Genomic DNA, 19372 nt, shown 5'->3' with positions numbered 1-19372 from the left:
TCACGGCCTTGGCGCCGGTAATGGTTTGGGCGACGCTCAATGGCTCGTCACCGGTACCCGGCGGGGAATCGACGATGAGGAAATCCAGAGTCTCCCAGCTCACATCGGCGATGAACTGCCGGATGATTCCGGTCTTGGCGGGTCCCCGCCAGATGACCGCCTGATCGGGATCTTTCATAAATGACTGCATGGAAACCACCTTTAAACGGTCGCCCACGATTTTGGGAACCACCTGCTGGTCTTCGGTCACATCTAAAAGCCCCTTGATGCCCAGCATGCCGGCAATGCTGGGCCCATGCAGATCGACGTCCAGCAGGCCGGTGGAAAAGCCTTTGCCGGCCAGGATCACGGCCAGGTTGGTGGCGAAACTGGATTTTCCCACCCCGCCTTTGCCGCTCATGACAATGAGTTTGTTTTTAATTTTTGATAGCGCGTTGCCGATGTTCTGATCCTGTGGATCCGGCGCCCCGTGGCTGCCGCAACTGCCACCACCGCAACCGCCGTTTTTGGATTGTTTAACACTCATGGGTTTTCTCTTCTTTCTGTTGAAATTCGAATCCGGCCGAACGCAGATGCCGGCCTGGTTTCCCAGGCGTGGCATCCACTGCAAAGCGCAAGGGCAGCCTCATGATGGCGGTGGAGCCGGAACAAACAGGCTATCATCGAAGCGGGCATTGGCCTCATAGCGGTCCAGAATTACCGTAACCCGTTCTCCGGATGCGCCGGATAAATCGATTCGCTTGGGCAGAACAAATCCATCGATGATCTGCGTCCCGCTAACCGTCAGGGAATAGACCGGCTTCTGATGGCCGTCGAACCATTCCGACGCCACCGGATGCATCGAATCATCAACGGTGACTCGCTGATGGGTCCTGCCCCACCGATCAACCAGTACCAGGTGGGGTTGCACCTCATTCTCGTCTACCCCCAGCCGGGGCAACAATTCAGTATCCATGGGGATTCGACCCACCAGCAATTCCAGCAGATCACCCACGGTAACGTTTATTTTAATCACTGGCTCAAGGCTGCCGCTGCCAAAACGTCTTTTATAATATTCACGGGATGGGTGCATGACAAGGAAGAGATGTTTTCCGTCACTGGAAACGGTACCGGCCGATCCACCGAAGGGAGCGAACATATCGATCCGCAGACGGTCGGTCAGCTGGCCGGCCAAGGCCGCGCGAAAGGTTTGTGCCGGTTGATTGGGGCCGGACAGGATTATTTTTCCCACACATTTGAATCGGGTCAGATCGGCGTTGGTTAGCCTCAACCCGGCGACCATCTGCTCGGCCGCCATATCCCGTTGGATATCCGGTGGGGAAAAGCGCGTGCAGGCGCTTGGCAACCCTGCCGCCAGAATAAGGATAATTGCAGACCCTATCCTTACCATGGAAGGAGCTCGATCAAATGAGGACCGATAAAGAAGGCGGGCAAACGCAGTGATCATGGTTCCAGCAGCCGGATTTTCTTCTCTACGGCCGCTTTGTCTGTATGGCCGTTTTCAATGGATTGGCGGTAGCTTTGCAGGGCTTTTTCAGACAAGCCGAGCTTATTGTAAACATCTCCCAGGTGCTCCATAATGATGGGGTCATCCGGGACAAGGCTGGTGGCCTGCTCCAATAGCGGCAGGGCCTTTTCGTATTCCCCCCGCTTATAGTAGACCCAGGCGAGGCTGTCGGTAATGTACCCGTCACCGGGCTTTTGTTCGAGCGCTTTGCGAATCAGTTGCTCCGCTTCATCCAGATTGATACCCATATCGGTATAGGTGTATCCCAGATAATTGAGCGCATTGGCATTGTCCGGCTCGAAACGGATAACCTGCTTCATGGCGGCAATGGAGTCTTCCTTCTTTCCCCATTTGTCGTAAACCACACCCAAGCGGAAATAAAGGCGAGAATTTTCAGGATCCAGGGCAAGTCCGTCTTTAAGGGCCTTTTCGGCCTTTTCGTATGCCTCCATCTGTTCGTAAAACGATCCCAGATAGAGACGGAACTCATAGTTTTTCGGATCTTTTTTGATCGTTTCCAAGAGGAAATCAATGGCTGCCTGGAGTTGCTCCATTTCCTGGTAGAGCAGGGCGGCATGAACCGCTGCGTTCTGAAAAAAACGCGAGTCCGACGCCACCCGCTTTAACTGGTCGATGGCCGCCTTCTTTTTTCCCATGCCGTCCAGGGCCACGCCTGCAAGATAGTTGAGGTCCGAGTGGTCCGGCGCCCCCTTGATCATGCCTTGGATAATAATAATTGCCGCATCAAAATCCCGGGCATCCAGGTAGTTTCTCACCAGGATGCGGACGATCTCCTGATCTTCCTGACTCATCCTCCCCAAAGAAGTGAATATTTTTTGGGCTTTCGTCTTCAAGCCCTGTTGATAGTAGGCATGGCCCAACGCCATGCTTGCCTGGAAATTGCTGGGATTCTGTCTCAGGATATCGTTATATATCGACGCGGCCTTTTTATATTTTTTATCGCTTTCATACAAAGCCCCCAGTTCAAAGCGAGATTCCACCAGTTCAGGCTCCAGAGCCAATGTTTTTTCAAAATAGGCCTGGGCGCTTTTCCGATCACCCTTGATTGCGTTAATCCGGCCCAGAAAAAAATAGCCTGCGTAGGATCCCGGAAAGTTTTTTACGAGCTGTTCATATACCTGTTCGGCCTGCTCCCATTGTTCCTGATCCATGTACATGCTGCCCAACTGGAGATAGATATTCTGCTGGGATGGATCCAGGGCAATTACCCGTGAGAAGGCATCCATGGCCGCTGCAGGCTGGTTGATGTTCTGATGAATTCGTCCAGCCAGGATCAACGTATCGACATCATCGGGATGGTTGACCAGAATTTCGTCTAAAAGCTGAATGGCAGCTGTCGTGTCTTTTTTCATCAGCCAGAAACCGGCGAGTTCACGCTTCAGATATATCGACTCCGGATCCTTCACCAGGGCTTGCTGCAAGAGTTCAACGGCACGATCCACATTGCCTTTTTTAATAGCCAGATGAGCCTCGGAAAAAAGATAATAGGCGTTGACCGGCTGAACCCGAGTGTCCGGCAAGCGCGCCCAACTCGGACCGCGCGACCCCAAGCCCTTCAGGCCACACCCGGCAAAATAAATCATGAAAAGAATTAAAAAAATGTACCTAATGCCCAGTTTTTTCATTTAATATTCTTCCAACCAATAAACATGGCCAAGCGGAATGCCGCATCGCTTGGCCAATAACATGTATCTGAAACAGGCAAACACACGGTGTCAGGCGGTGCGATCAGGAGACACCCTCGGTGTAAGTCTCGAAATCGGGAATTTCCTTTTTGAAATAGTCCCTCATCTTCTTGACCACATTTTTTTCGACCTGCCTCACCCGCTCACGGGATATACCATATTTGTCGCCGATCTCCTGCAGCGTCACCGGGCTGTCGGAAAAGATCCGCTTGTCAAATATCTCCAATTCCCGGTCGGTCATCTGGGTTCTGAATTCGGCGATTTTTTCATTAAGTAGTGACGACATCTCCTTTTTTGCCACCGTATCTTCAGCCGATTCTGATTCCGTGCTCATAAATTCGATTCGCTCGGTATCGGAATCCTCCTTGAGTGGCGCATCTAAAGAGATGTCCCAACCGTCCAGGCGCTGGTCCATGTCCACAATTTCACGTTCGGAAACGCCTAATCGCTGGGAGAGCAGTTTCGGTTTGGGGTCAAAGCCCTCATCGATGAGTTTCTGCTTCTCTTTTTTCAACTTAAAAAAGAGTTTTCGCTGGCCCTGAGTGGTACCGATCTTAACCAGACGCCAATTATCCATGATAAATTTTAGGATATATGCCTTGATCCAGAAGGAGGCGTAGTAGGAAAACTTGACGTTCTTATACGGGTCAAATTTTTTCACCGCCTGCATAAGGCCGATATTGCCCTCTTGAATCAGGTCCAGCAGATTCTGCATCCAAACCCGCTGAAATTCCAACGCAATTTTCACCACCAACCGCAGGTTCGAAGTAACCAGGCGGTAAGCGGCCTCCTGGTCACCCTGCTCCTGCACCAGTTTGCCCAACGAGACCTCTTCCTCCCGGGTCAGCAGGTTGTAACGGCTGATCTCCGAAAGGTAGCGTTGAAGCGGATCGTATTTAACAACGGCTTTGTCACTGGTCCGCCCGCCTGGCCGATAGGCATTCTTATTCGCTGATGGTTTCGCTTTTTTTATTTTTGCCTTTTTCATTCCCCTACCCGGGTGTTTGCTATTTTGAAAGTTCGGCAACGATTACCGTCAACCATTGCCAGGCCTGTTTTTCGTGTGGACAAGACGTTACCGTTATGTTACGGGTGCGTCTGTTTAAGCGCCTGTAGCTCAGCTGGATAGAGCAACGGACTTCTAATCCGTAGGCCGCAGGTTCGAGTCCTGCCAGGCGCGCCACCTATCACAAATTTATATAGCATCCATAAGCCTTTGAGACTAAATCTGGAAGGCTTATTTTTTTTATCAGCATCCTGCCAATTCCTGAACTGCCATTCATACGCAATACGTATATTGGGCCGATCGGTATAACCTTTGATTAATAACATCGTTTTATAATTTTCACAATCTCAACCTGATCAATGCGGGTTGAAAATGGCCTTTTCCAACCCTGTCAGGCTAACCTTACCAATGACCTATTTACTCGTATTCGCTTTTTTTACGAATAGATACCGTAGGCTTTACTTAATTGTAATAGCATCTAACTCTATTATATACACCATCATCAACAGCATTGTCACTGGCAGCATATTCATAGGAAAGTGGGGTGCTCTGCCCCTGAGGGACGATGGTGAGGCCACGGCGGTATCGCAACCAGCGGCATTACATTGAGGCGTTCAGAATTGCCAGGTCCAGTGTTGGACCGCAAGATGGGATTATTGGATCGATCTATCCTTATTTTTTTAAGTACTTTCAGCGATAGTAAAAAAGAGCCACAGGAGATGTGACCCTAAACGTGCCTGTCCCGCATGTTATCAATCCGGACCGTCGGCGGTCACTGATTCGTAAAAAGCAAATTGACGCGGTCCATTTTTCTGCCAAAACCATCAATAACCCCTTGGATCTGAGGTGGATGCAGACCGACTGATCGGGCGACCCGATCATCTTCAGGGTAAGACGGGTCATCGACCCCCAGACCGATCTCCATTTCACGGCACATGGCATCCGCCATATAGACGATTGCAGCTTCCTGAAAGCACCCCTTTGCTTCTAATGGCGCATGGGAATAGCGGATGATGCATTGAAGCGCTGTCGGAAAATGCCAGTTTTTCGCCACCATGGCTCCAACCTGGCAATGGTCGAAACCCAGGACCTGGCGCTCCGCCTCCCTGAAAGTAATGGCCTGGTTTTTTACACGGTTCAAGATCGGCTCAATTGCCGATTTCACATGCTGATCAATTACAACCTTGCCGATGTCCCGCAGCAAGGCACCCGAAAAGAAGAGACTGGTCTGTTTCAACCCTTTTATCTCTGCCAGGTCATTGGCCAAAATCGCGGCGGCAACAGCATTTTTCCAAAGTTCTCCGGCGTTTAATCCGTATCCACCATGCGATCCGCTGAAACTCTCAGAGCAACAGATCAAAAGGACCAGGTCGACTACCTGGGTCATGCCAAGATAGACAACTGCCTGCTTGGCGTCGTTAATTTTACCCGGCAAGCCGAAATAAGAGGAGTTGGCCAGTTTCAACACATTTGCCGTTAATGCCGGTTCGTGGCGGATGATGTCGGACAGATCGGACATACCGCAATCCGGATCGTCCAAAAGGGCCATGACTTTTCCAGCAACATCCGATACCGGTTTTAAATGATCGACCGCTTCGATGATAGACTCAACCGTGGACATCGTATATTTCTCCGCTTTCTTCGGCAGAATTCCAGATTGAAAGCCCATTGCAATTGATCAACCGACACGGTGAGCCAACAATTCCCGAAGCTGGCCTTTTTTTTCAGCGTCGAGGTGCTTGAAGCGCAAGGCGTTTGTTCTGCATTCCGCAGTCTTTTTCTTACTTTTGCCTTTTGTCCTGATCGGAACGACGGCATAGGGAATGTCGTGCACATAGATGCCTCGCTCAGTCATCAATAGGTCGAGTTGGATATTTTTGACGATAGATAAGCCATTTGTATTGCAGCCAAAAGCGATTCCTCCAACGCTCAGGTTTGTCACCTGTCCCATGACTTCCGGTTCGGATTTATAAAGCACCATGGCAATCTCTCCGATGCTCATATTCGTATGATTGCGCAATGGGTCAAATTTATTCCTCAAAATCACAAATGTGCCACGAGGCATGGAATAACGTTTATGCTTTCGCCGTTCAACCATGGTTTCTCCCTGGAAATAATCGGTTATTGGTTTCGAATGAATTGGGCTTGATGATCGAATATAAATGCAAGGAGTTTGCCAGAAAAATAAAACAGCGCATTCAGCGTCAGTTGAGACTGAAAAACCGTTTGACTTGATGCGCCAACCGCACACGATTGGGTTTTTTGTTGAGGGTCATATTCAGTCGAAGCCCTTCTGTTGCAATTCTAAAGGATGGATCTGCCCGCCGGCAACGTGATTTGAAAATGCATGACGGCGATCACCGATCCGTTCGCTCGTCCCCCCCGTGGCAAACAGTCGGGCATGCACGCGCTCATGTTTTTGAACAATAAATTGGCGGGACCGACGATTTTTTGATGCCTGATCCGTCACAAGCGGAAGCCAACGATGAACTCGTAAGAAGTCGCATTTCCGACGGATTCGTAAAAAGCCCGAGATCAAGGCTTGCAAATCCTTAAGGAATGAGGCGTACTTACGGTACGCCGCAGTGACGAAGGTTGAAGCGTAACGCAGATATCGGACTTTTTACGACTCCGTCAACCATTGAAACCGCTCCGGCTGACGGGAGGTTACTTCAACGCCGACTGGTAAGGCACACTTGCAATAGAGCTGCCGCCTGCCTACCAGATTCGAGAACCCTGATTGTTGGGTTCCAGGGCATTTAAATTCTCCCTTAGTTTGTCGTCTGGCTTTAAGGGGCGTCGTTGATCCTTGATGTGCCCGTAGCTGAAATCATCATCGCTGCGAACCACGTTAACCTTGGCCACGATGCCGGGTTCAGGAATGAACTGTTTCCCTTTATAGGTTATTGGCGGTTTTTCCTCCACAACATCGAAAATGGTGCCTTCCACTACCCCCTGGAGCGACCCAAGATTTAGCAGCACCTGATTTCCGGTAACCTCCACGACAAACGCCTGGAGCGGAAATTTTTCCATAATGCGTGTCAGCAGTTGGCGGTTGATTTGGTTCAGATCCTTTCGCAGATGAATGCCTGCCGTAAATTGATAGTCGATCATTTCGATTGACCGTGCATCTTCCGAGGTAAGAATCTTCAGGTTGCACAAAGGTCCCGAAGGCAGCTGGTAAACCGACCCCTTGATCATCAATGAAGCCAGCATGGCCCGACTGAGTCGTAAGCGGACGTCATCCTCAGCAAGCGAGGTGCGGTCGAGTTTCAGTGCTTCAATCACTCCGTCGACAATCAGACTGTCTACCACCAGAACCCTGCCGGAGGCGCCCATCTGTCTGGCCAGATAATCTTTGAGCAGTCCTGCAAAACCCGCCCGCTGGGAAAGCCCACCGGATTCGGAGATATCGAAAAAGGCCACACGGGTTGGCCGGGAGGTCCAGGGATCGTCAACGGGCATAGGGTCAAATTGGTTCTGTCGGTACCGCTCAACTATTTTTTTAATCGCAGCCGCCAACTCTTGTTGCTTCATCTCATCCTTTTTAATCATGAGCATTCGCATGGCATTTTCAGCCAGGGGCCGAACAAACGGATCATTTTTATCTATGGCCTCCGCCTGGCGGTAGGCCTCAAGGGCTTTGTCCCACCGGCCTTCCTGCTCGTAGCTCAAACCTTTGTTGGAAGTGGCCTCGATGTAATAAGGATCGATGCTGACGGCCTGATCATAAAGCTCCCGGGATTTGGCGAAATCTCCCCGCTGGGCGTAAAGGCGACCCAATTGGTTGTATGCCACCGCCCGCTGAAAAGGAGCCCCCCCTTGTTTTTGCGTACCTTCACGGTAGGCAGACGCTGCACTTTTCTTGTCGTTCTGCTGGTAAAGCTGATCCCCCTTAATCACATATGCCAGGGGCCGGTCTCCGGCCTGGTCGGCCACCTCTTTGGCCAGTTGGTATGATTTTTCCGTCTGCCCCTTCTTTTGATAAACCTGGGCAAGTCCCTCTTTTCCTAATACAGCGTTATTTCCCTGTTCCTTGCTGAGGGTGTAGAAGATCTGCTCCGCTTCGTCCAACTTGCCTTCCTGGATGGCCGCATAGCCCTTAACCGTCCGGGCCTGGGCATTTCCCGGATCGCTTTTTTCCACCGTCTCGGTGATGGCCCTGGCCACTTCAGGTTTTTTACGCTGCAAGTTTCGTTCAGCCAGTCTGACCAGCATGACCTGGGTGGTTTTTCCACCGCCTTGAAACAGGTCAAGCATTTTTAGTTCCGGGCCGATGATACAGACCGTGGGCAGAACCCGCTGCGCATCATACATGTCACTTACGCCGGCAGTGTCCAGCAGGACGGGGAAAACCGTTTGCGTGCTGGTATTGAAGGCGGCAACCTTTTGCTTCGAAGATCGGGTGATGGCCCAGACGGTGAGGTCGGCGTCCCGGTATTGCTTGGCCAACTGGTCAAGGCTCAGGAGCCCTTCGATGCTTGGCCGGGAATCGGTGTCGAAGAAATATAAAATCGTCATGGCCCTGTTCTTCATGCCAGACAGGGGATAGGCCTTACCATTGACGTCTTTCAACGTGAACACCGGCACCTGACTGCCGCTTTGCAAGGCACCATGACCGATCCCGGGAAGCAGCCCCACAGCGATAACGGCCACCATCAACAGCCCGACAAAGATTGGGTTGACCTTCATGGTAAGTCCTCCTGTGATAAAACTAATTTATAGATACCAGCCGCACGTTCAGGGGCGCCGGTTGATCTTGGCCGATCTCTAGTTGGGCCTCCCATTCATAGTAGTCCGGCAAGTTCAATCTAACTTCATATAGACCCGGTACCAATGGGACATCCACCGGAGTGGTTCCTTTGAAGATGGAATCCACGAAAACCTGGGCGCCACCCGGAGTGCTGGTGACATTGAGTATGGACGAAGGGACCGGTACTGCCGCAGAATCGCCATGGTTGGATTCGACGGCGGGCCTGCGGATCATGGTGTAGCCAACGATACCGGCAACCAGACACAGGCAGAAGATCGCAACAGCCAACCTCATTTTTGCGAACAAGCTCGTTCGCTGACGGGGCATGGCCAGTTCGGGGAAGGGGTGGGCCGAGGTATCCAGGCACCGTTTCAGCGCAGTCGCCATCGCTTCTCCAGTTTGAAAACGGTTGGCAGGATCTTTGGAGAGACTCTTCAAAATGAGATCAGCCAGTTCCCGGTTGTCAAGGCTGCCCATGGTCATCGGATTCTCCGGTGGCTCATGGGTGATGGACCGGAAAATGGCAGCGATATTCCCGCCGCCGAATGGACGCTTGCCCACCACCATCTCATAGGCGATCACCCCCAGCGCATACAGGTCCGTTCTGCCATCTGCTTTCTGCCCCATGACCTGCTCGGGGGCCATGTATACTGGCGTACCAAGAATATCTCCGGCCTGGGTCTGTTGTGCTGCATCGGGATCTTCGATGCGTGCAATACCAAAGTCGGTCAGCTTGATCCGGTTGTCCGGCGTGAGGATGATATTGGAAGGTTTAATATCCCGATGGATTATCCCCTGGCGGTGGGCGTATTCCAGGGCCTCTGCCACCTGGACGCACATCCCAACGGTTTCATCCACCGGCACGGTCCTGTCCTTGATCACTTCATTCAGCGGGCGTCCCTCAAGGTATTCCATGGCAATGTAGATCGTTCCATGGTCCTGTCCCACATCGTATACGGTAACGATGTTGGGGTGGGATATTCGGCCAATGGCCTTGGCCTCACGGAGAAACCGGAGGACGAAGTCCTGGCTGACAACCCGGTCTGGTCGGAGCACCTTCAGGGCTACCATGCGGTCGATCTGCGGGTCGTGTGCCTTGTAGACCACGCCCATGGTACCGCGTCCCAGCTCGTTAACAACTTTATAACGTCCGTATTTCATTATCTTCAAACAACGGCGGACAATACAACGGTCACATTGTCTTTTCCGCCAGCCTGTTTGGCCAGTTGTATCAAGGCTGCTGACTTTTCACTCAGGTTTCCATCAGCACATAACGCAGAGAAAACTGCGGGATCGCCGACCATATCGGTAAGCCCGTCGCTGCAAAGAAGGAAAAGATCTCCTGGATTTTTCTTCCCCTTCAGAATATCGAGGGCAACGGTAGCGTTAACCCCGACAGCTCTGAGGATCACGTTGCGCATGGCGTGCCGCCGGGCTTCCTCCGGACTGATCAGACCTTGATCCAGCTGCTCTTGAACCAGTGAGTGGTCTTTGGTTAGCTGTTTAAGTGTGCTGTTTTTTAGCCGGTAGGTTCTTGAATCACCCACATGGCCGATAATGAAGCTGTCCTGAGAAAAAGCCAACAAATCAGCGGTACAACCCATGCCCTGATCGTGGGGATTGCGGCCGACGTGCTTGAGAATTTTGTCGTTGGCTAGCTTGAAGGTGGTCTGCACCCGGGCGATGGTGTTCTCTTCGGACAAACCGTCGTGGCCGGTAAACACCGCTTTGGCCGTGTCGGTAAATATTTGACTGGCCACCTCCCCGGCGGCAGCCCCTCCCATGCCATCGGCAACCAGACAGTAATGGCATGCTTCACAGATATAAAATACATCCTCATTGTTGGTGCGGACATTTCCCACGTCCGTGGCACCGTGGTAATTGATGATCGACAATTCCTGTGACACCTGAGCCCTGCCTTTCGCATCCTATCGGTTGTTTAACAATCCCTCAGCAAGGATCCCGCTGCCAGCGAGCCTCGCCCCTTTTCGATTATGTACGTCTGAGATCAGGCAGCCGGCTCCGGCTCCGATTCCGGTATTTCAAAGTTGGCCCGCATAAACAGCGCCAGGTCCGAGGCATCATAGGTAATTCCCAGGTGGTTCTTTAATTTCAACAGATCGTTGTTCAGTTCCAGGGCAGTCTGATACCGATTGACGGTTGATTTCTCCAGGCACTTCATAACGATATCGTTCAACCCCTGGGGGATGTCCGGCCTGTTGGTAATGATCGGTGGAATGGTCATCTTTGGGATGGTGCGGATGGCTTCAATGTCGTTGGCGAATCGATAGAGGCGGCTGCCTGAAAGGATTTCATAGAAGACCAGACCGAGGGCATAGATGTCAATCTGGTGGTTCACCTCCTGCCCCATGGCCTGCTCAGGGGACAAATAGGAAAGCTTCCCTTTAATCACACCCGCCTGGGTTAGCGAAGGTTCCGACGTGGCCTTGGAAATACCGAAATCGCTGAGTTTGACCTCGCCATTCAGGGAGATCAAGATGTTCTGAGGGCTGATGTCCCGGTGGATAATATTGAGCGGTTTACCGGTCTTGTCATCCTTGCGCGTGTGGGAGTAATGCAGACCATTGCTGATCTTTAAAATCAGAGACACCGCCATATCCACCGGCAACCCCTTTTTTATGAACCCCATGATCTCGGCCAGGTTCTTTCCTTTCACGTATTCCATGGCAATGAAATAGGCGTTCTGGATTTTCCCAAAATCGGCTATTTGCACCACATTGGGGTGTTGCAGGAGTGCTGCCAGTCGGGCTTCCCTGATAAACATATCGATGAAGTCACGATTGTCTGCCAGGTGAGGCAATACCTTTTTAACGGCGACCGTCTTTCGGAAACCGTCTTCCCGAAGATAATCGGCCAGGTACAGTTCAGCCATCCCCCCCTGAGCAATCTTTTGGGTTAAGAGATATGGCCCAATCCGCGTCATGCCCTCCATGGCTTTTTGCCTTGCCATCATTCGTTTCTTTAGGGTTCGCTCCAGTAAAAAAAGTATGCAGGCAGTGGCTGCCAGACTGAAAACCAGGGACAACATCACGTACATGTGGTAGGCTTTCACAGATGCTGCCAGCTTCTGAGCCCCCCAGCCAATGGATACCTTTCCGATTTTAACACCGGAATAGGTAACCTCGTTATCAAAGATCAGGACCTGTGTCTGGCCATCGACCTTGCCCGAAGTGACTCGTACGCCATTGATGATGTCAAGCTCGGTTTCCAAAGCTGCGGGTTTCAGTTTCAGGTTGATTTGAGTTGGATTGGAATGGGCAAGGATGGTGTCCTGATGATCCAGAATGGCGGCATATCTGATATCCGGGTTCTCCATCACCTCACCGATGGCCACGTTCAAAGAGAGGATATCAGTGGATAGAATCGGCGAACCACTCTTATCTGAAAGGCCAAGGGCCACATCGACGCCCTTGTTGAAAAATGTTTTTTCAGCGTTGTCAATTTTCCCCTGAAGGATGAAAAAAACAATCAGATTGAGGATCATCCAGGCGGCCACACCAACGGCAACATGCCGCTTGATCGGGGATCCGGACATAAAAGCCTTTACCTTTCCGGTAACTGAATTGATGGTTGTGGTGGACAACTGCTTCATCCACATCATTGTTATTGACGCTTTTTCACTGGCGGCCATGCGCATTCTCCCTGCCGTCCGGCGCGTTCTTTTTAAAGCGCACCTCAATCACCGGACAGCTTCTTAATAATGTCTGCACATCGGTGGATCATCTCACGCCGGAACCATCCCAAATCGTCACGGCGTGAAATTTCACGAAGATTGACCCCTTTGGCATGCAAAAATTGCGCCGTCTCATTTCCTTTTTGTGCCGACCGAACAACCGGAAAGCGGTTCAGGTCGGCCCGAAGCATAAATGATCGGGACAGCGGCTTGTGGCTGCCGCATACCGGACATATCATTTCTCGATCATCGCGCGACTTTTCTTCACCGGCGGCCCAGGCCCGGATTTTCACTCCCATGGCTGCCCTCAACGCGTGCACCCCATGGAAATCAAGAACCAGCAAGACGAATACAATTAGCAGGAAACTAACCAGCGCCGCCAGAAAAAACGCCGTGGTCAGACCGGAAGGACCGCTGGCGTCCATGGCCAGAAAGATTTCGCCGATTTTGGTGCCGGCATAAATAATGTCGGATGAAAAGCATACCGTCCGGGTGCCGTCATCAAGTATAAGGGGCCAATAGCTGACTCCATCTTTCTGCTGTAAAGCGTTTGAGGACATCGACAGCAGCTGATCAGGATTGGTGAAAGCGATAATTTTATTTTTGTGATCGATGATGGAAACATTGACCACCCCCTTCACCCTGAGGGTATCCTGCGTCAGACGAGTCAGGGCTTGGACGTTCTGTTCAAGCAGCGGCAGACCGGCCTGTTCGGCGTTTACCAGGATTATTTTAATTCCTGCAGCCGTCACGCGACCCACCCGGTTATTGTCATGGGCGGCTATGAACAGGTAAAAGAAGACGGCCGCCACCCACCAGATTACCAGGCAGGTAAACCAGCGGGTCTTTTTTATCCGTCCAGGCGTGTTGTCAGGCTTCACGTCAGCTATCCTCCGGGTCTGGGGGCAATGCGCGTGTGCATCCTACACGGCGTTTCAGGGTCTGTAAATGCTGACCCGCCAAAAGCCTTGACAGGTAACCATTCCACCGCCTGCCAATCCTTTAAATATGCACAAAATTATTATGATACCAGTGGATTGTCAAGGAACATCTCCTTTTAACGCTGTGCATTGATCAGGCACATGACACGGAACGAACTTGATCATTATAACCGCCCTGCATCTATTTTGCGCGGCTAAAACTGACCCTTGGTGGGTTCAATATCGGCAAATATGAACGGGCAGCGGCTATTGAATTTAAAAAGCTGCTATGATAGATAAGTTAAGGATTTTCTTGAAAGATAGAGCAAGCGTGAGTCCTAATTCTAACACGGTACTGGTTCTCGCGGCTTTTCTCAGTTGTTAGCGGAGTTATCACCATGTCCCTGGCTGGCTCACGTTCGAAACTTCTATCTGCCGGTTTCCTCCTGTCTCTAATGTCTATAACCGCTTTCTCGGGCTGTGCCGGCCCAAGCGTCATCCCTTCGCTTTCACGGCCCGAAACATACCGTTCGGATGAACGGATTCTACATCGTCTCAAGCCCGGTGAAACACCGGAAATACTGGCCAAAAAATATCTGGGAGAAGCACGGTTGGCCTGGATGGTGGAAGATGCCAATCCAAAAGAAACGTTTCGGGTTGGCCGTTTCGCAGTAATTCCCCTGGTCATACAGAACCGTGCCGGGATCACCGACAAGGGATACCAGACCGTTCCGATATTGTGTTATCACCGGTTTGCGCCGTCCTGCGATTCGCCCCTGTGCATGCCTTCGGAAATCTTTGAACAGCAGGTTCGGTATCTAAAGGAAAACGGCTACCGGGTGATCGGTCCGGAAGCGTTGGTCGAATTTTTGGACTACCGCAAACCGATTCCCAAAAATGCAGTCATAATTTCCGTGGATGATGGCTATCGCTCCACCTATGATGTGGCATACCCCATTCTGAAAAAATACGGCTTCACGGCCACCCTATTTATATACATCGACTACGTGGGTGTTTCCCGCCAGGCCATCACCTGGGATCAGTTACGGGAGTTGAAGCGGGAGGGATTTACCATCGGCTCTCATTCAATTGCCCACAGTGACCTCTCCAAAAAGAAAAAAGATGAGGATAAAATAACCTACATGGCCCGACTGAAAAGGGAGATATTCCGTTCCAAGCAGATCCTCGATGAAAAGCTCGGTCAGGATACTATCATTTTTTCCTACCCTTTCGGCAGGCTGAACCAAACGGTCGCATCGTTGACACGGCAGGCCGGGTATAAAATGGCTGTTACCGTAGACCGGGGTAGCAATCCGTTTTTCACCGACCCCTTTATGATCAAGCGAGACCAGATTTTAAAGCGGGATATGGATCGTTTTGCCTCCCGTTTGAAAACTTTTTATAATTACCCGTTAAAGTGAGTATGCCATGAAACACAAAAACGTATGTGCCGGCTTGGGGTTTTTACTGGTAGTCCTTTGCGGTTGCCAGGCATCCCAGTCTCCCCGGGAAATGGACAAGCAGGCCAAGGCGTATATCCAGCAAGCCCAGGCCTATGAAAGTCAGGGGAATCTGGTAGAGGCCTTGGAGCAGTATAAACTGGCTCAGACCATTGACCCCGGCGAACCGGTCATCACCGATGGGATCAACCGCCTTGAAAACGAGTTGAATGCCCTGGCTGAGACCCACTACCGGGCGGGCATCCGCTTCAGGAACAAAGGCAAATGGGATCTGGCCAAAAAAGAGTTCCTGAAAACACTGCGATACCGACCGGATCATGAAAAAGCCGCCGCCATGCTTCAGCAACGCCAGCCGGAGGGTGAGAGAGCGTTCATCACCCATGAAATTGCCCCGGGGGAAAGCATTTCAAAGCTGGCGCTCAAATACTATGGCGACTATAAAAAATATCACCATATCGCTAATTTCAATAACATGTCCAACGCAACCCAAGTCCGGGTCGGTCAGCGGGTCATGGTGCCGGTCATCGACGGCGTAACCATCGATGACCTGAATCGGGCCAGCACCGGTTTGGCAGCGCAACCGCCCGCAGTAGAAGAGGAATACACCGTTCATCAGATCCAACCGGGAGAAAGCCTGGCCAAGGTTGCCCAGATTTATTACGGCGATTACCAATTGTTCCACGTCATCGCCAAATATAACGGCATCTCTGACCCTGCCAGCATCAAGGTGGGACAGAAAGTGAAAGTCCCTCGATTGGAAAAGTCCACTGAACCAGCAACCGCAACCCCATATTATCCGGAAGCCGCCGAATCGGAACCCGTCATCGAAGCACCTGAGGCGCCGGTTGACTCAGCTCAAGCGTCGGAGCCAGTGGATCAGGTGATGGAATATCGTGAGACGGGCATTGCCCTGTTCAATGAAAATAAATACGACGAGGCTATCGTTGAATTACAAAAAGTGCTCAGCGCCGCCCCGGAGGACAGCGAAGCCATCGGCTATATCTCCCGGGCATACGTTGAAACGGGTAGAGCGCACCTTGCTCAAAATCGTCTCAATGCGGCCAAAACCGCATTTATCAAAGCCCTTGATTACGATGACAACTGCAGGGACTGCCAGGATCTGTTGGCCCAGTGCCGCACGTTAGAAGCCGAAGCCCTGACCAAAGAAGGTGAAACCCTTTTTCAGAACAATCAGTTCGACAAAGCCACCTTAATGCTCGAACGTGCCGTGGCACTAGACCCGGATGATGCTAAAGCAACAGGCTTGCTGTTTCAGACCCTTTTTCAAAAAGCCCTGGTTCTTTACAACAAACAGGATTATCTGGCTGCGAAAACCGGTTTTGAAAAAGCGGCCGCCATTCAACCGGATTGCAGTGAATGCAAACGATTAATTGAGAACAGCATGGCCGAATACAAAGAATTCCACTACAACGAAGGTATAGTTTTTTTTGGACAGGAAGCACTGAAAAAAGCTATTTTATCGTGGGAAAAAGTCACGGCAGTAGATCCCGATTACAAGGATGTTCAGCAGAATCTGAAGAAGGCTATCCTGCTGAACGACCGACTGGAAAGGATTAAGACAAGCACGACTCAATAAGGGCCAATGAAAACCCCTTGACATCAGCCATACCTTGTCGGCTATAGTCGATTCTATTTGATTACCACAGGGTCACTGCAATACCGCAACCCAAGATCTGATACATGCAGGTGGGACAACATGCCCCAGGTGCCGAACATTACCGTCCAGTTGGTTCACATCCAAGGCCCATTGAAAGGGCAGATCCAGGATTTTTCACAATTTCCCGTTCATATCGGCCGACACTCTTCGTGCCAGGTTAGGTTTGATAAAGACCTGACTACCCTTTCCAGGCGGCATGCCCGTATTGATCGACAAGGAAACCGATTTCGTATCATCGACGCCAGTACCAACGGCACCTACGTCAACGGAAAACGAATCGCAGACGTGTACCTGAGGGACGGCGATGTGATCACCTTTTCCGAAAATGGTCCTAAAGCCAGTTTCCTGACCAAAATTGAAGCCGGCGAGACACCCATCGCGAATGCACGGTCGGCGCAACCGGCTCAACCGATGCCACCGTCGCCGGTTTCACCGGCGCACCCGCAGATGCCGGCACCCATGCCAGCGACTCCGTCAGCGGTGCCTTCGACGCCTCCCCCCCATATCCCTGAACCCGGCTTGACCGCAGGCCCCGGGTTGGAAATCCCCGTCATCAGCGTCAATGCACCACTGGTCATCCAATTCGGGCCGACGCTTCAGAGCTACAACCTGCTTCCCGTGACCATCGGCACCGATCCGGCTTGCGACTTCGTGATCGCCAACGATGCCCTTGCCGGACGACACATCCAGATATTTTTCAGCGACAACGAATACTATGCAAAAGATTTGACGGGAAGAGGAATGGTCTCGATCAATGGCCGTCCGGTTGGAACGCAATCGGTAATCGCCCAGGGAGCGGAACTGACACTGACCGATAAGGGGCCCAAATTCAGGTTTCTGGGTGGTGGCCGGTTGGCGGAGATACAAGATGTGGTGCCGGAGCCCTTGGAAAAGACCGATGCCGGATCCGATCTTAAGGAATTAGATAGCGAGCCATCAGTACCGCAAAAAAAATCAAAGTCGCTGTTTAAAAACTTCTTCAGTTAACCCGTCCATATTAACAGCAGATATAATCCATTTATTAATCATCACCGCCACCTTTTGTCTGGTCCTTCCGTCTGATACGGTGCCTGTTGACGCCGGTCCCAAATTCGCAGCAATCTAATCACAACTACCACATATTGTATCTTTAGCCATACACGCATACTATATGGGATGTAGGATGTAACATCTGACTCGTTTGCCATCCAATAGATCGTTCAATGAAATGAATGTAAGAAATGCTGATATCAAATCAGCTGTTTTTGGGTGCGTCTGCCATCACCAGGGGGTTGTCAAAATCAAAACCGAACAAGCGGGGGTTTTCGCCGATCACAGCGGCGGTGAAGATGGAGAAGACGTAATCGTAAGTTTCATCCGGCACTTTATTCCGGTAGGCGGATATCAATTGCCAGAAATTGCGTTCCCGGGGATTTTCCGGCATGGTCTGGATCAGTTTGACCACCCGCCGCTCTCCCCAATTGTAGGAGGCCATCACCAGCAGACCGGACGCCTGGGCGTCGGTCGTGTAAATGTCTCTGAGGTAGCGGGCGGCCGCCCGGGTGGATTTGTCAAAATTATGGCGCTCGTCCAAAAGGTCCACCACAGCGTCATCTTTGAGGGGGCCGATGCGAAGTCCGTATCTTTCAGCGGTTGAGGGGATAAACTGCCACATGCCCTTGGCGATGCCAAAGCGGGTGGGCGGCCCGACGGCCTGGTGATCGAGGTTGCTTTCCTGGACGGCCAGGTAAAAAAACTGGGCCGGAAGATCTTCATCGGCCAACGCCTCGAGGATCTTGGGGATATACCCTTGGCGCTTGGCTCGACGAATGACCCGCGAAAGCCGCTTGCTGGACTGCCAGTTTTCGATATACCCGGTGACCTCTTCCACAAATCCATCGGGCATGTTGATCTCGCACTCGCCGAATCGATGCGCCATGCGCATGATGATCGTTTCCTGTTCACTCAGCCCCTTGCTGTAGACACCCAGGCTCTCCACATAACGGTCGTAGCTTTGTTCGAGCTTTTTCTTCTGGTCGTTGACCGCGTCGATCTGTTTGTTGGCCGCCATGGATTTTCGCTGTTCGGCTTCCACCCGCAGCTTGATCAGATCGATCTCCAGCGCCCGCATGGTGTAGAATACCTCGGCGGCCAGTGTGCGCTGCTCGACCACCTGGCTGTGCTTGTACCAGGCCACGCCGCTGGTAGCGACCAGCAACAGCACCACCAGACCGATGATGGCGCCATATGTCAGGTGCTGTTTTTTCTGCACCTCGACGAAAGCCCGGCGAACCATCATGGTGTGCTCGCCACCGCCTTGGCGCAGGGTCTTGCCGAAATAGTGGTCCTTGTAGTGGTCGAGGCTGGCTGGATCGCTCGAGGCTGGATTTGCTGATATGGTTGTTGCTTGCGGTGTGAGGGTCGGTGGTTGGTAAACCGGTGGTACCGCCGCAGGCCTTTCGACATCGAAAAAAAGCGTGGGTCCCCCTGCCCCCAGTTGAATTCGCCCAATTCCGAAAAGAGTCACCCGATCGATGCGCTGGCCGTCGACAAAGACCCCGTTGGCGCTGTTTAGATCCTTGATCCACCACTGCCCATTTTTCCAGAAAACGTCAGCGTGTCTGCGGCTGACCCCGCTGTCTGGAATGCTGAGGGCACATTCCGAATGA

The 19372-nt window shown here is 51.7% G+C and carries 15 protein-coding genes and 1 tRNA gene; 4 read left to right on the top strand and 12 right to left on the bottom strand.

All coding sequences use genetic code 11. The features are described from left to right. The 4 genes from QNK41_RS04895 to QNK41_RS04880 form a co-directional block, all read right to left on the bottom strand. The coding region (locus QNK41_RS04895; RefSeq protein ID WP_319254344.1) for a P-loop NTPase at positions 1-526 on the bottom strand (526 nt) is incomplete at its 3' end. Positions 527-625: 99 nt separating this feature from the next. Then, the gene (locus QNK41_RS04890; RefSeq protein WP_319254342.1) at positions 626-1345 is read right to left on the bottom strand and encodes a hypothetical protein; all 720 of its coding nucleotides are present in this window, start codon (positions 1343-1345) and stop codon (positions 626-628) included. A gap of 98 nt (positions 1346-1443) precedes the next feature. Beyond that, positions 1444-3153, bottom strand: coding sequence for a tetratricopeptide repeat protein (locus QNK41_RS04885; protein ID WP_319254340.1), 1710 nt, complete (start codon positions 3151-3153; stop codon positions 1444-1446). A 103-nt stretch (positions 3154-3256) separates the two neighbouring features. Continuing rightward, positions 3257-4201 carry an RNA polymerase factor sigma-32 gene (locus QNK41_RS04880; protein ID WP_319254338.1) on the bottom strand — a complete coding sequence of 315 codons (945 nt, stop codon included), beginning with the start codon at positions 4199-4201 and terminating at the stop codon, positions 3257-3259. A 118-nt stretch (positions 4202-4319) separates the two neighbouring features. Here QNK41_RS04880 and QNK41_RS04875 point away from each other — a divergent pair. Then, positions 4320-4396, top strand: a tRNA-Arg gene (locus tag QNK41_RS04875). 595 nt (positions 4397-4991) lie between these two features. Here QNK41_RS04875 and QNK41_RS04870 read toward each other — a convergent pair. From QNK41_RS04870 to QNK41_RS04840, 7 genes are all read right to left on the bottom strand, one after another. Continuing rightward, positions 4992-5840 carry an HDOD domain-containing protein gene (locus tag QNK41_RS04870; protein ID WP_319254336.1) on the bottom strand — a complete coding sequence of 283 codons (849 nt, stop codon included), beginning with the start codon at positions 5838-5840 and terminating at the stop codon, positions 4992-4994. A gap of 57 nt (positions 5841-5897) precedes the next feature. Continuing rightward, a complete protein-coding gene (locus QNK41_RS04865; RefSeq protein ID WP_319254334.1) occupies positions 5898-6317 on the bottom strand; it encodes a PilZ domain-containing protein in 420 nt (139 codons plus the stop codon). Between the two features lie 620 nt (positions 6318-6937). Then, positions 6938-8911: a tetratricopeptide repeat protein gene (locus QNK41_RS04860; RefSeq protein WP_319254332.1), complete on the bottom strand. Its 1974-nt coding sequence runs from the start codon at positions 8909-8911 to the stop codon at positions 6938-6940. A gap of 22 nt (positions 8912-8933) precedes the next feature. Next, the gene (locus QNK41_RS04855; protein ID WP_319254330.1) at positions 8934-10133 is read right to left on the bottom strand and encodes a serine/threonine-protein kinase; all 1200 of its coding nucleotides are present in this window, start codon (positions 10131-10133) and stop codon (positions 8934-8936) included. A 5-nt stretch (positions 10134-10138) separates the two neighbouring features. After that, on the bottom strand, positions 10139-10879 hold the full coding sequence (locus QNK41_RS04850) for a Stp1/IreP family PP2C-type Ser/Thr phosphatase (RefSeq protein ID WP_319254328.1): 741 nt from the start codon (positions 10877-10879) through the stop codon (positions 10139-10141). 101 nt (positions 10880-10980) lie between these two features. Beyond that, on the bottom strand, positions 10981-12624 hold the full coding sequence (locus QNK41_RS04845; RefSeq protein ID WP_319254327.1) for a protein kinase domain-containing protein: 1644 nt from the start codon (positions 12622-12624) through the stop codon (positions 10981-10983). A 44-nt stretch (positions 12625-12668) separates the two neighbouring features. Then, positions 12669-13547, bottom strand: a complete 879-nt coding sequence (locus QNK41_RS04840) for a hypothetical protein (RefSeq protein ID WP_319254325.1) — start codon at positions 13545-13547, stop codon at positions 12669-12671. Between the two features lie 494 nt (positions 13548-14041). Between QNK41_RS04840 and QNK41_RS04835 the strand changes: the two genes are divergently transcribed. The 3 genes from QNK41_RS04835 to QNK41_RS04825 all read left to right on the top strand — a co-directional run bounded on the left by QNK41_RS04835 (position 14042) and on the right by QNK41_RS04825 (position 17711). Beyond that, complete coding sequence (locus tag QNK41_RS04835; RefSeq protein ID WP_319254323.1) at positions 14042-15007, top strand: polysaccharide deacetylase family protein; 966 nt, start codon at positions 14042-14044, stop codon at positions 15005-15007. A gap of 7 nt (positions 15008-15014) precedes the next feature. Continuing rightward, positions 15015-16643, top strand: a complete 1629-nt coding sequence (locus QNK41_RS04830) for a tetratricopeptide repeat protein (protein WP_319254321.1) — start codon at positions 15015-15017, stop codon at positions 16641-16643. A 120-nt stretch (positions 16644-16763) separates the two neighbouring features. Next, a complete protein-coding gene (locus QNK41_RS04825; RefSeq protein WP_319254319.1) occupies positions 16764-17711 on the top strand; it encodes an FHA domain-containing protein in 948 nt (315 codons plus the stop codon). A gap of 247 nt (positions 17712-17958) precedes the next feature. Here the strand turns inward: QNK41_RS04825 and QNK41_RS04820 are convergent. Beyond that, a partial coding sequence (locus QNK41_RS04820; protein WP_319254317.1) for an FHA domain-containing protein occupies positions 17959-19372 on the bottom strand: 1414 nt, incomplete at its 5' end.

The sequence above is a fragment of the Desulfosarcina sp. genome, from assembly GCF_033791525.1.
Taxonomy (GTDB): domain Bacteria; phylum Desulfobacterota; class Desulfobacteria; order Desulfobacterales; family Desulfosarcinaceae; genus Desulfosarcina.
Note: the sequence above shows the minus strand (reverse complement) of the source record. Positions and strands in the feature narration are given on the sequence as shown.